The sequence below is a fragment of the Bradyrhizobium sp. UNPA324 genome, assembly GCF_006658635.1.
Lineage (GTDB): Bacteria > Pseudomonadota > Alphaproteobacteria > Rhizobiales > Xanthobacteraceae > Bradyrhizobium > Bradyrhizobium nanningense.
Genome location: NZ_LFJD01000004.1, coordinates 7,217,647 through 7,229,849 on the forward strand (window position 1 = coordinate 7,217,647; position 12,203 = coordinate 7,229,849).

Consider the following 12,203-nt stretch of genomic DNA (forward strand, 5'->3'; position numbering starts at 1 on the left):
CAGCGCAAAGCGCTGCGAGCCGGGGCCTAGAGGCCACGAGCGAAGTCGCGGATGAGAAAACTGGTCCCGGCTCTGCGGCGCATCGCTTGCGCGACGCGCCTTGTCCGGGACACGAGAGTAACGTTTGAGAGCCCTAATTCCCCGTCGTCCTGAAACGCAGCGGCTTCGGGCCGATCAGCGTCAGCACATCGCCCTGACGCTTCCAGGTCTCGACACTGGAGAGCGCCGCGACGAGCTCGTCGTCGGCCTGGGCTCTAGCCGGCGGGCAGGAGCGATCCTCGATCTGCCCGGGCACGAAGATCACGGTGTTGCCGGCGACCGAGAACTGGCCCTTGCCGCCCTTGCACCACAGCTCCAGCACGACCTCGCCGTGGTCGCCGATCTCGATGTTCGGAATCCGCTTGGAGCCTGCTTGCGGCAACGCTTCCAGCGTCATCTCGGTGCCGAACGGAAAACCGTCCTCGGCACGCGCGACTATGGACATCGCGAGCATTGCAACCGCCGCACACACCAAATGCTTGAACGAAACCATGAGACCTCTCGTCCGACCTGATTTGCCGCACCTTCTATAAGACGGCGGCGCCATTGAGAAGGTTCGCGGAGCGTAGATGCAAAAATCCCCGCGAGAGCGAACCTCGCGGGGATCTGCGTTGAAGCCGGACGTGGCCCCGCTACTTCAGGACCAGCGCCGTGAACGGATAGACATAGGCCTGCAACGTCACGAGCACACCGACGAGGCAGGCCAGCACGATCGAGTGCCAGAACACGAAGCGCAGGATGGAGCCTTCGTGGCCGACCCAGTTGGTCGCGGTGGAGGCGACGACGATGGACTGCGCGTCGATCATCTTGCCCATCACACCGCCGGACGAGTTCGCCGCGCCCATCAGGATCGGCGACAGGCCGAGCTGCTGGGAGGTGATCTTCTGGAGGTTGCCGAACAGGATGTTCGAGGATGTATCCGATCCGGTCAGAGCCACGCCCAACCAGCCGAGCAGCGTGCCGAAGAAGGGATAGAGCACCCCGGTTGCGGCGAAGGCAAGACCGAGCGTCGCGTCGACGCCGGACAGCCGCGTCAGCGTGCCGATCGCCAGCATCGCCGAGATCGTGATCAGCGAGATTGCGCAGAGCCGGATGGTGCGGCCATATTCGGCCGCGAGTTTGCCGGGACCGACGCCCATCAGCAGGCCGGAGATGATCGCCGCAATCAGCATGCCAGTGCCGGTGAACGACAGATAGGTGAAGCTGAACACGGCGGCTTCCTTTGTCGGCCCTGGCGCGACCGGCGGCATCTTGTTGATCATCTGGTGCAGTTCCGGAACCGGATAGTTCCAGGTGAAGATGCCGTTCGCCCAGGTCTTGAAGGCGCCGTTGCCCCAGATAAGCATGACGATGCAGACGATGATCCACGGCAGCAGCGCGCTAAACAGCTCGCTCTGCGTCAACGGCGTTCTGTCCAGCGGTTTTGCGGCCGCCATGGTGGCTGCCGATTCGTCGCGGCCGCGCAGCGCCGGCGACAGCCAGAGCTCCCTCGGCTGCCAGACCTTCAGGAACAGGATCAGCGCGCCCATCGAGATCAGCGATGCGCCAATGTCGACGATCCAGGGATTGATGTAGTTCGAGATCACGAATTGCGGGATCGCGAACGAGACGCCGGTGACGAGGATCGCCGGCCAGACGTCCTTCATTCCTCGCCAGCCGGCGAATGCCCACACCACCCAGAACGGCACGATCAGCGAGAAGAACGGCAATTGCCGGCCGACCATTGCACCGAGAATGTAGGGATCGAGCCCGGTGACCGAGGCAAGGCCCTGGATCGGCGTGCCCAGCGCGCCATAGGCGACGGGTGCGGTGTTGGCGATCAGCGAGAGCCCCGAGGCGGCCAGCGGCGAGAAGCCGAGCCCGATCAGCACGGCGCCTGTGATCGCGACCGGCGTGCCGAAGCCCGAGGCGCCTTCGAAGAAGGCACCGAACGAGAAGGCGACCAGCAACAATTGCAGTCGCCGATCCTCGGTAACGCTACCGATTGCACGCTTGAGTAGCTCGAATTTCCCGCATCCGACCGTCACCTGGTAGAGGAAGATGACGTTGAGAACGATCCAGCCGATCGGGAAGAAGCCGGTCACGACACCGAGGATCGAGGCGCGGATCGACATGTTCGCGGGCATGGTGAAAACGAAGATCGTGATCAGGTTGGTCACGATCATGGCGATGACGGCTGCGATGTGAGCCTGAACGCGCCCGCTCGCGATCAGGACCAGCAGCGTGACGACCGGCACCGCCGCCGCAATCGTCGACAGCACCGGGCTGTGTAGCGGATCATAGATTTGATTCCACATGGTCTTCCTCCCCCACGCATGTTTGCGGCAGGCGGCCCGCGTGGACAGCCGAACCTGCTTGACGCTGGAAGCGATAACCCCCGAGTCGGACGCGAATTCCACGCGAATGCGGCGGTTCCCCTCCGCTCACAAGCTCGCGAAATCCCTGGCCGCCCCACCCCGCGCCGTCGAACCCCATGCTAGGGTTGCGAGCTGCGACAAGCCAACGCAAATTGCAGGCCTTGCGACTTTAGTCTAAGCGCGCCCATTTCCCCCACGGCCTCAAGTCTTTGGCTCCGGGCATTTGTGCACATCCCCCAAGGAGACCCCGCTCTGTGAAGAACATCAGCGCCACGCTCGCGATCGTTTGGCGAATCGCTGCTCCCTATTTCTGGTCGGAGGACAAATGGGCCGGCCGCGGCCTGCTCGCCGTGGTCGTCGCGATGGAGCTGGTCCTGGTCGCGATCAACGTGCTCCTCAATCAATGGCAGAACCGGTTCTACAGCGCGCTGCAGGCCTACGACCTGCCCGAATTCGTCAAGGAGGTCTGGATCTTCCTCGGCCTTGCCTTCACCTTCGTCGCCCTGGCCGTCTACAAGCTCTACCTGAACCAATGGCTGCAGATCCGCTGGCGGCAATGGCTGACGCAACATTATCTCGGCGAATGGCTCGATGGCGCCACCCATTACCGCATGCAGCTCAAGGGCGACGCCGCCGACAATCCGGACCAGCGCGTCACCGAGGACGTCAAGACCTTCGTCGAACAGACGCTGACCATCAGCCTCGGCCTTTTGTCCTCGATCGTGACGCTGGCCTCGTTCGTCGTCATCCTCTGGGGCCTGTCCTACAAGGCGCCCTTGTACATCTATGGCACCGATATCGTCGTCCCCGGTTTTCTGGTCTGGTGCGCGGTGGCCTATGCGATCGTCGGTACCGGGCTGACCCATTGGATCGGCTCCCCGCTCATCAATCTCAATTTCGAGCAGCAACGCTTTGAGGCCGACTTCCGCTTCAACTTGATCCGCGTGCGGGAAAACTCCGAGCAGATCGCCCTTTTGAAGGGCGAGAACGCGGAGCGGGGGCATCTGCTGCAGCGCTTCGGCTTCGTCATCGGCAATTGGTACGAGATCATGCGCCGGACCAAGCGCCTGACCGCCTTCACCGCAAGCTACGGTCAGGCTGCAACGATCTTTCCCTATGTGGTGGTGGCGCCCGCCTACTTCGCCAAGCGCATCCAGCTCGGCGACATGATGCAGACCGGCTCGGCGTTCGGCAGCGTGCAGGATGCGCTGTCCTTCTTCGTCACCGCCTATCGCTCACTCGCCGAGTGGCGCGCGGTGATTGCCCGCCTCGACGGCTTCGAGATGTCGGTCAGCGCCGCCGCTCACGGCGCGGCTCACGAGCCGACCATCGACGTCGCGCCGTCCAAGGGCAAGGCCATCGCGCTCGAGCAATTGCTGGTCAAACTGCCGAATGGCACCCCCCTGGTCGCAGCCGATGCCTTCACGATCCAGCCGTCGGAGCGGGTGCTGGTGACCGGCGCGTCGGGCTCCGGCAAATCGACACTGTTCCGAGCCATGGCCGGCATCTGGCCGTTCGGCACCGGTGCGATCGCCATTCCCGAGAAGGCGAAGCTGATGATGCTGCCGCAGCGGCCGTATTTCCCGATCGGCCCGCTCGGCGACGCCGTCATCTACCCGGCCGAGCACGGCTCCATCCCGCCCGAGAAGATCCGCGACGCCCTCATCGCGGTCGGCATGCCGCGCCTGGCGGACCGGCTCGACGAGGACGGCCACTGGAACCGGATCTTGTCGCTCGGCGAGCAGCAACGCCTTGGGCTTGCCCGCGCGCTGCTGCACGTGCCGGACTATCTCTTCCTCGACGAGGCGACTGCCTCGCTGGACGAGCCGTCCGAGGACCGGCTCTATCGGCTGCTGACGGAAAAACTGCCACAGGCCACCATCGTCTCGATCGGCCACCGCTCGACGCTGGAGGCCTTCCATACCCGCAAGGTGGCGTTGGTGGAGGACGGCGAGATCCGCGTCCTCGGCAAAGCCGGCGAGCCGGCCCGGGCGGAGCCGACCGTGGCGCGCTGAGACAAGCCGGCAACGGCGCGCCATTCCGCCCTCGTGATGGCGAGCGTAGCATTTCGGCTCTCTTGCCCCGGACGCAGCGCAGCGCGCCCGGCGATGCGAAGCATTGTCCGGGACGGTGCGCTGCAGAGCCGGGGCCCATTCCGTCGATAGGAATCGGTGTTGCGCTGGGTCCCGGTTCTGCGCAGCAGCGCTGACGCGCCGCAGCGCGTCCGGGACACGAGAGTTGAGCCTGCTGTTGCCTCACACCCGCACCTCGAGTCTCTGCCTCGCGTTGCGCTGAGCACCCGCCTCCCCAAAAGCAAAAGGGCGGCAGATCGCTCTGCCGCCCTCATAGATGGTCTCGGGAAGAAACTTACTTCAGGTTCGTCATCGCCGTCAGGTCGAACGAGAGCTTGGCGATGCCGGCCGCGCCGCACCACTTGGAGCCGACGCCCGACGGATTGATGCTGCTGTAGCTGCTGCTGAAGGTGGCGGTGTTGTCGCTCGTGAAGGCGTTGCAGTTAGCCTTCGAGAGATCGGTGTCCGAGTAACGGAGATCCAGCGTCATCACCTTGTAAGTAAAGCCGACGCCGATGTTCCAGGTGTTGTAGTCGGCATATTTGATGCCATTCGGGAACGGACCGCCACCCAGCGGACTGGCGATGCCGGTGCCGTAGAACGAATCGGATGTGCCGAACCACTGACGGCCGAATTCACCCGACACGTACATGCCGACACCGCTCGAACCGAAGGTCGTGCTCGGCGCCGTCCACTTGGCCGTGACCGAGGTGTAGTTGCCCCAAGCGCCGGTGTTGAGGAAGTTCGGCGAATAGAACTCGTTGAGGCCGACGCTCCAGTTGTCATTGATGGTGTAATTCACCTTGCCGTAGACTTCGAAGAAGCTGACGTCCTTCTTCATCACGTTGCCGTTGAGCAGGGCGTTGGCGGCGCACTCTGCGCTGAGCGGGTTGCCGGCGGTGTCGGTCGGCGCGCCGAAAAAGCAGGTCCCACCCGGATACAGGTAACCCCAGACGCCGATATCGAAGGCGAACGCGCCGAAGGTCGGGCGGATACCGCCGTAGACGTCGATTTCGGCGGCAGCGCGGTTCGGGAAGGAGATGCTCTCGCCGGCCACGCCGACATAGAGCTGGAGGTCCTTGGTGACGTTGTAGCGCGGCTCGAAATAGACGGCGACCGACGGCTTGTGGTTCGACTGGGTGATACCGCGGAAGATGTAGTCGTTCATGATCGCGCCGCCGAAGGCGATATCCCAGGGATCGAAGGCGACCACCGGCGGGGCCTTCTTCGCCTTCACCGCCATATCCGCGGCGAAAGCCGAGCCCGTCGTCACCATTGCCAGCGCCGTTGCTAACAAAGCCACTTTTTTCATTTCGATCCCCATCACCAGTTCTACGCAGTCGGATCCCGGAAGCCCCCCGGCGAACGACCTGTGTGCAAAAATGCGTTACTGCGACAATCTGGATTGAGGGACGTGGGCCGTGAAGCAAAATTCGCGGGCATCTGCCGCCTTTTTGGGCGTTTTGACGATTCCACGAAAGGTTGTCGGCCTGTGTGTCTTCTCGATCACATTATTTGCATTCCGAAGTGCACGGAGGGACCGTGCAAGTACGGGTCGGCAGCTCGCGTGGTAACCGGGCAACGAATCAGCCACGCGCGGGGAAGGGACGCCTTCCGGAGGTCCCTGTCGCGATGCAAAAAGGCCGCAGCGTCACCGCAGCGGCCCTTCCGTTGGCGATCGCCGTTGCTGGCTGGGACCTAGCCCTGCCCCTCGGCCGGTGCCGCTTCCGTAGAAGACGAAGGCATCGCCCAACTTGTCTCCGCTGCCGGCTCGGGAGCCGGAGCGGCCGGCGGTGCTGACGGCTTCGGCGCGGGAGCTGCCTTCGCCTTCTTCGGTGCCGCTTTCTTCGCGGCTTTCTTCGGGGCAGCCTTCTTGGCGACCTTCTTCACAGCCTTCTTGGCCGACTTCTTTGCAGCCTTCTTTGCGGCCTTCTTCGGGGCAGCCTTCTTCGATTTTCTGGCCGACTTCTTCGCGGACTTCTTGGTTGCCTTCTTGGCGGTCTTCTTCGCCGCTACAACCTTCTTGGCCTTTTTGGCCTTCTTGCTTTTCTTCTTCTTCGCTTTCGCCATCGTGGTCCTCCTGTTGCCGCCGAACAATGGTCGATCGGGCGTCTTCAGTCGTCACCTCGGGAGGAAAGTTCAGGCTCTGAAAGCTCAAACTGACGCGTTCAGTGCCGGCCGCGACCCGCCCGTAGCCCAATCGAGAAGCTCAATCGTGTGTACGACCGGAACTGACGTGCCACTGGCAATCTGCACCATGCAGCCGATATTGCCCGCAGCGATCATGTCCGGTTTGACGCTTGCGATGTTGGCGACCTTGCGATCACGCAACCGGCCCGCAAGCTCGGGCTGGAGAATGTTGTAGGTCCCCGCCGAACCGCAACACAAATGGCTTTCGGGCACATCTTTCACCACGAATCCATTCTTGGAAAGCAATTCTTTCGGAAGGCCCGTGATTTTCTGCCCGTGCTGCAACGAACATGCAGAGTGATAGGCGACGACGATGTTGTCCTGTCGTGCAGGCGATTCCAGTTCGAGGCCGGCAACGTATTCGGTGATGTCCTTGGCGAGCGCAGATACCTTCGCCGCATCGGCCGCAAACGCTTTGTCCTCGCGCAGCAGATAACCGTAGTCCTTGATCACGGTGCCGCAGCCGGAGGCCGTCACCAGGATGGCGTCGAGCCCCTCGCCTGCCGCTTCCTTTTGCCAGGCCGTGATGTTGGCGCGGGCGCGGGCCAAGGCGTCGTGGTCGTTGCCGAGATGATGGGTCAACGCACCGCAGCACTGCTCGTCCTTGACCAGGACGACCTCGATGCCGTGGCGGGTGAGGAGGCTGATCGCGGCCTGGTTGATGCGGGGCGCCAGCACCTGCTGGGCACAGCCCTGGAGCAGCGCGACCCGTCCGCGCTTCTTGCCGAGCGCTGCGAACACGCTGCCCGGGAGCGGGCCCGGCGCCGGCAGCCGCCTTGGCGCCAGCGCCAGCATCGCCTTGAGCCGCTGGATCAGGCCGGGCGTGGCCGAGGGCCGCGGCGTCGGCAGGAACACGGCAAGCGGGCGGGCGAGCCGGGCCAGCACCATGCTCATGCGGAATCGCTGCGGGTCCGGCAGGACGAAGGCCAGCACCTGACGCAGCAGCCGCTCGGCCAAGGGCCGCTGATAGCGTTGCTCGATCCTGACCCGGGCCTGGTCGACGAGGTGCATGTAGTTCACCCCCGACGGGCAGGTCGTCATACAGGCCAGGCACGACAGGCAGCGGTCGACATGCTTGACCACTTCCGCCGTCGGCGCCTGATCCTTCTCCAGCATCTCCTTGATCAGATAGATGCGGCCGCGCGGACTATCGAGCTCGTCACCGAGCAGCACATAGGTCGGACAAGTCGCGGTGCAGAAGCCGCAATGGACGCAGGCGCGCAGGATCTTGTCGGCCTCGGCAATGTCGGGGTCGGCAAGCTGCGTCAGGGAGAATTCGGTCTTCATTCAGCAGCGCTCCGCGTGAGCCGTCCCCGGTTGAGAATGGTCTTCGGATCGAAACTGGCGCGGACCCGCTCGCTCAGGGCGGCAATACCTGGTGCCTGCGGATGGAACACATCGACATTGCGCCTGACGTCCTCGGCCGCCCGGATCAGCGTGGCGTGCCCGCCGAGCGCGTTTGCACGCGCGCGCACCGCCGGGCCATGTGCGTCGCCCTTCGGCGGGAGCGCCGCCCAGATCAGGCCGCCGCCCCAATCGTAGATCACGTCACCCCCGGTCTCGCGCGCCAATTGCGTGCCGAGCACAGCACCCGACGCCGGCGGGCAGACGATCCGCCACACCGGCCAGGCGCCGAGCGCGCCGCTGGCCGCGAACGGCAGCACGTCGCGGATCGTGGTCCACAGCACCTCGGAAGCCGCGTCCTCGATCAGCGTCGCGGCTCCGAACGGCGCCAGCAATTCGCGCAGCGAGCCGGCGCGATGGGCGGCGGAGGCTGTGATGCCCTCGAGCCGCAGCATGGTCAGCGCCTCGCCCTCCCCGGCGAGATCTCCAAGCCCCTCGGTCTTGGCCCGGAATGCCGATGTCGGCAGATGCGCGGCGGCGGAGACGTCGAAGGGCGAGCCGAGCGCCGCGGTCATGGCCTTGTTGGCGACGGCATCGTCGAGCCCGCGGAGCAGCAGCGTCCGCTCCGCCTCCGGCTTCGGCATCACCTTCAGCGTGACCTCGGTCATGACCGACAACGTCCCCCAGGATCCCGCCAGCAGCTTGCAGAGGTCGTAGCCGGTGACGTTCTTCACCACCTTGCCGCCGGTCTTGAAGCTGTCCCCGAAGCCGGAGACGGCGTGCGCTCCCAGAAGGTGGTCCCGTGCCCCGCCTGCCCTGATCCGGCGCGGCCCGGCGAGCCCGGCTGCGATCATGCCGCCGATGGTGCCTGATACCGCCGTCCCGAGCAGCGGCGCGGTGTCCATCGGCTCGAAGGCGAATTGCTGGTTCTTGGCATCGATCAGCGCCAGCACGTCGTTAAGCGGCGCGCCGGCCTGGAGGGTGATGATGAGTTCGTTCGGCTCGTAGGAGGTGACGGCATTCAGCGCGGAGAGGTCGAGCACCGCGTTGGTCGCCATCGCGTGGCCAATGCTGCGCTTGCTGCCATGACCGATGATATCGAGCGGCTGCTCGTTGGCAATCGCCGCGCGCACCACCTCTTCGACGTCTTTGGCGTCTCTGACCTTGAGCGTATCCACGGGAAAAGGCGGTAGCGAAATTCGCATCCAAAATCAATGAGGCGTGACGCCGGCGTCCATGGCGCGATCGGGATCCATCACCCACTACAACAACGTTTCGATCATGATCGAAGCGTTCACGACATCGACACTTCGATCAGCGGCGAACCAAAGCCGGCAGCGCCTCACTACAAGCTTGCACGATCGCGATCGAGACCCACCGATGGAGACAGACATCATGAACCATTATGCCGTGCAGAAATCTCTTAGCGCCGCCGTCGATGGCGGCGGATTGCTCGTCGTCGCGCAATGGGAAGCGAAGCCGGGCGAAGCCGACAAGGTCGCGGGGATTCTCGACCGCTTCCTGCCGGAGGCGCAACGCGAGGACGGGGTCAAGCTGTTCCTGATCTCGCGGGCTAAGGACAATCCGGCCCAGTTCCTGTTCTACGAGTTGTTCCGCGACGAGGCGGCTTTCAAGGCGCATCAGGACAGCACCCATTTCAAGACATATATTGCCGGCGAAGCGCTGCCGCTGCTGGCCAAGCGCGAGCGGGCGCAATACGGGCTGCTGTGAGCGCTCTTCTTTCCCTCTCCCCTTGCAAGGCCTTGCAAGGGGAGAGGGTGCACCGTCGCCACGGCCTTCAGAACCGCGGCAGATCCGGAAACGCGAGCTTGCCGGCATGCACGTGCATGCGGCCGAGCTCGGCGCAGCGGTGCAGGGTCGGAAACACTTTGCCGGGATTGAGCAGGCCCTGCGCATCGAAGGCGCATTTCAGCCGCTGCTGCTGATTGAGGTCGATCTCGCTGAACATGTCAGGCATCAGGTCCCGCTTCTCGATGCCGACGCCGTGCTCGCCGGTGAGCACGCCGCCGAACTCGACGCAGGCACGCAGGATATCGGCGCCGAAGGCTTCGGCGCGCTCGATCTCGCCGGGCTTGTTGGCATCGTAGAGGATCAGCGGGTGCAGATTGCCGTCGCCGGCATGGAACACGTTGGCGCAGCCGAGCTGGTATTTTTCGCCGAGTTCGCGGATGCGGGCCAGCGCCTTCGGCAGCGCGCCGCGCGGAATGGTGCCGTCCATGCAGAGATAATCGGGCGAGATGCGGCCCACCGCCGGAAACGCGGCCTTGCGGCCGGCCCAGAACAGGTTGCGCTCGGCCTCGGAATTGGAGATCTGCAGCGTCACCGAACCGCAGCCTCTTGCGATGCTCTCGACCCGCGTGATCAGCTCATCGACCTCGATCTTGGGACCGTCGAGCTCGATGATGAGCAGCGCCTCGACGTCGAGCGGATAGCCGGCATGCACGAAGGCCTCCGCGGCGTGGATCGCGGGCTTGTCCATCATCTCCATGCCGCCGGGGATGATGCCGGCGCCGATGATGCGCGCCACGCATTCGCCGGCGGCCTCGACCTCGGCAAAGCCCACCATCAGCGCGCGCGCCGTCTCCGGCTTCTGCAGGATCCGCACCGTGACCTCGGTAATGACGCCGAGCAGGCCTTCGGAGCCGGTGATGACACCCATCAGGTCATAACCCGGGTTCTCGCACCCCTTGCCGCCAATGCGCAGGATCTCGCCGCTCATCAGCACGATCTCGCAGCCGAGCACGTTGTTGGTGGTCATGCCGTATTTCAGACAGTGCACGCCGCCGGAATTTTCCGCGACATTGCCGCCGATCGAGCAGGCGATCTGGGAGGACGGATCGGGCGCATAGTAGAAGCCAGCATGGGCGACCGCCTGGCTGACCGCCAGATTGGTGACGCCGGGCTCGGTGACGACGACGCGGTTGTCGAAATCGATCTCGCGGATGCGCTTGAACTTGCCGAGACCGAGCAGCACGCCGTCTTCGAGCGGCAGTGCGCCGCCGGATAGCGAAGTGCCGGAGCCGCGCGGCACCACCTTGATGCCCTGCCCTGCACAATATTTCAGGATGAGCGAGACCTGCTCGGTCGTATCGGGCAGGACCACGACCATCGGCGGCTGCCGATAGGCCGTGAGCCCGTCGGATTCATAGGCCCGCATTTCGGCAGGCGTATCGATCACGCCCTCGCCGGGCACGATTGCGCGCAACGCAGCAACGATCTCGGCGCGCCGCGCGAGCACGGCCTGGTCGCTCGCAGGCATCATGATGGCCATATCAAATCCTTCATGGCATATCCTTCCGGCTCACGCCGCACGATCAATTTGTCTCGCCAAATCAATCACGTCCGCGCCTGTTTGGGTAGGTCATCCGAAAGTCGGATCGACCATGTTCCGCAAGTTCGCTCTGGGACAAGTAGGAAATCGTGAAACCTGTCATGGTTTGGTGGCTTGTCCAAGCCGAGCAGGCCTGCCAAAACCGCCCGGTCGGGCGACTGCCGATCCGGCAAGCGACTGACCAGGCCAGACCCACCAGGGAAGAGAGACGAAGAGCATCCGATGACAAAATTGACTTTTGGCGCACTGACGATCCTCACCATGATTGCCACCGCACCCGCCGCGATGGCGCAGGATGTCGCGGCCGGCAAGACATCGTTCAACAAATGCCTGGCCTGCCACGCGATCGGCGAAGGCGCCAAGAACAAGGTCGGCCCCGAGCTCAACGGCCTCAACGGCCGCAAATCAGGCACCGTCGAGGGCTACAGCTATTCGGACGCGAACAAGAATTCCGGCATCACCTGGGACGAGGCCACGTTCAAGGAATACATCAAGGACCCCAAGGCCAAGGTCCCCGGCACCAAGATGGCGTTCGCCGGCATCAAGAACGAGACCGAGATCAACAATCTCTGGTCCTACGTCTCCCAGTTCGACAAGGACGGGAAGATCAAGCAGTAAGCGCGCATAAGGTAGTCGCGGCAGCTTCGGTTCTGATCGAATCAGGACCGAAGCTGTAGCTTTCTGTGTCGACGCGCTCCACCGCGTCATTGCAAGCATAGCGGCTTGTCCGCCGAAGCCTTGGCGAAGGCGGAAGCAATCCAGAACCCCGCCGCGGAAAGACTCTGGATTGCTTCGTCGCAAGGGCTCCTCGCAATGACGGAGTGTGAGCCCGACCGCTTGCTTCTCCAA

Annotated in this window: 10 protein-coding genes; 3 read left to right on the top strand and 7 right to left on the bottom strand. The window is 63.9% G+C overall.

What is annotated here, in order from left to right:
- Window positions 1-133: 133 nt before the first annotated feature.
- Window positions 134-532: an META domain-containing protein gene (locus UNPA324_RS34640; RefSeq protein WP_181769625.1), complete on the bottom strand. Its 399-nt coding sequence runs from the start codon at window positions 530-532 to the stop codon at window positions 134-136.
- 139 nt (window positions 533-671) lie between these two features.
- Entirely contained in the window at window positions 672-2,336 is a 1,665-nt protein-coding gene (locus UNPA324_RS34645) for an L-lactate permease (protein ID WP_128921616.1), read from the bottom strand.
- A gap of 314 nt (window positions 2,337-2,650) precedes the next feature.
- On the opposite strand from UNPA324_RS34645, the gene UNPA324_RS34650 reads away from it, so the two are divergent.
- Entirely contained in the window at window positions 2,651-4,411 is a 1,761-nt protein-coding gene (locus UNPA324_RS34650; RefSeq protein ID WP_128921617.1) for an ABC transporter ATP-binding protein/permease, read from the top strand.
- Between the two features lie 352 nt (window positions 4,412-4,763).
- Here UNPA324_RS34650 and UNPA324_RS34655 read toward each other — a convergent pair whose 3' ends face one another.
- From UNPA324_RS34655 to UNPA324_RS34670, 4 genes are all read right to left on the bottom strand, one after another.
- Window positions 4,764-5,780, bottom strand: coding sequence for a TorF family putative porin (locus tag UNPA324_RS34655; RefSeq protein WP_181769626.1), 1,017 nt, complete (start codon window positions 5,778-5,780; stop codon window positions 4,764-4,766).
- Window positions 5,781-6,166: 386 nt separating this feature from the next.
- On the bottom strand, window positions 6,167-6,538 hold the full coding sequence (locus UNPA324_RS34660; RefSeq protein WP_141938553.1) for a histone: 372 nt from the start codon (window positions 6,536-6,538) through the stop codon (window positions 6,167-6,169).
- Window positions 6,539-6,622: 84 nt separating this feature from the next.
- Entirely contained in the window at window positions 6,623-7,945 is a 1,323-nt protein-coding gene (gene glcF, locus UNPA324_RS34665; RefSeq protein WP_141938555.1) for a glycolate oxidase subunit GlcF, read from the bottom strand.
- Window positions 7,942-9,180, bottom strand: a complete 1,239-nt coding sequence (locus tag UNPA324_RS34670) for an FAD-binding protein (protein ID WP_141938558.1) — start codon at window positions 9,178-9,180, stop codon at window positions 7,942-7,944. Before UNPA324_RS34670 ends, glcF begins: the two co-directional genes overlap by 4 nt.
- Before the next feature lie 217 nt (window positions 9,181-9,397).
- Here UNPA324_RS34670 and UNPA324_RS34675 point away from each other — a divergent pair, with 217 nt between their 5' ends.
- Window positions 9,398-9,733 (top strand): putative quinol monooxygenase, encoded by a 336-nt coding sequence (locus UNPA324_RS34675; RefSeq protein WP_128921622.1) that lies wholly within the window; start codon window positions 9,398-9,400, stop codon window positions 9,731-9,733.
- A 67-nt stretch (window positions 9,734-9,800) separates the two neighbouring features.
- Here UNPA324_RS34675 and UNPA324_RS34680 read toward each other — a convergent pair whose 3' ends face one another.
- Complete coding sequence (locus UNPA324_RS34680; protein WP_128921623.1) at window positions 9,801-11,294, bottom strand: FAD-linked oxidase C-terminal domain-containing protein; 1,494 nt, start codon at window positions 11,292-11,294, stop codon at window positions 9,801-9,803.
- A gap of 282 nt (window positions 11,295-11,576) precedes the next feature.
- On the opposite strand from UNPA324_RS34680, the gene cycA reads away from it, so the two are divergent.
- Window positions 11,577-11,972 carry a cytochrome c-550 CycA gene (cycA, locus tag UNPA324_RS34685; protein ID WP_128921624.1) on the top strand — a complete coding sequence of 132 codons (396 nt, stop codon included), beginning with the start codon at window positions 11,577-11,579 and terminating at the stop codon, window positions 11,970-11,972.
- Window positions 11,973-12,203 lie beyond the last annotated feature (231 nt).

Excerpts from the sequence above, each read along its gene's own strand:
- UNPA324_RS34640 (WP_181769625.1), bottom strand. The coding sequence starts at position 532 with ATGGTTTCGTTCAAGCATTTGGTGTGTGCGGCGGTTGCAATGCTCGCG.
- UNPA324_RS34655 (WP_181769626.1), bottom strand. The coding sequence starts at position 5,780 with ATGAAAAAAGTGGCTTTGTTAGCAACGGCGCTGGCAATGGTGACGACG.
- glcF (WP_141938555.1), bottom strand. The coding sequence starts at position 7,945 with ATGAAGACCGAATTCTCCCTGACGCAGCTTGCCGACCCCGACATTGCC.
- UNPA324_RS34675 (WP_128921622.1), top strand. The coding sequence starts at position 9,398 with ATGAACCATTATGCCGTGCAGAAATCTCTTAGCGCCGCCGTCGATGGC.
- UNPA324_RS34645 (WP_128921616.1), bottom strand. The coding sequence starts at position 2,336 with ATGTGGAATCAAATCTATGATCCGCTACACAGCCCGGTGCTGTCGACG.
- UNPA324_RS34660 (WP_141938553.1), bottom strand. The coding sequence starts at position 6,538 with ATGGCGAAAGCGAAGAAGAAGAAAAGCAAGAAGGCCAAAAAGGCCAAG.
- cycA (WP_128921624.1), top strand. The coding sequence starts at position 11,577 with ATGACAAAATTGACTTTTGGCGCACTGACGATCCTCACCATGATTGCC.
- UNPA324_RS34680 (WP_128921623.1), bottom strand. The coding sequence starts at position 11,294 with ATGGCCATCATGATGCCTGCGAGCGACCAGGCCGTGCTCGCGCGGCGC.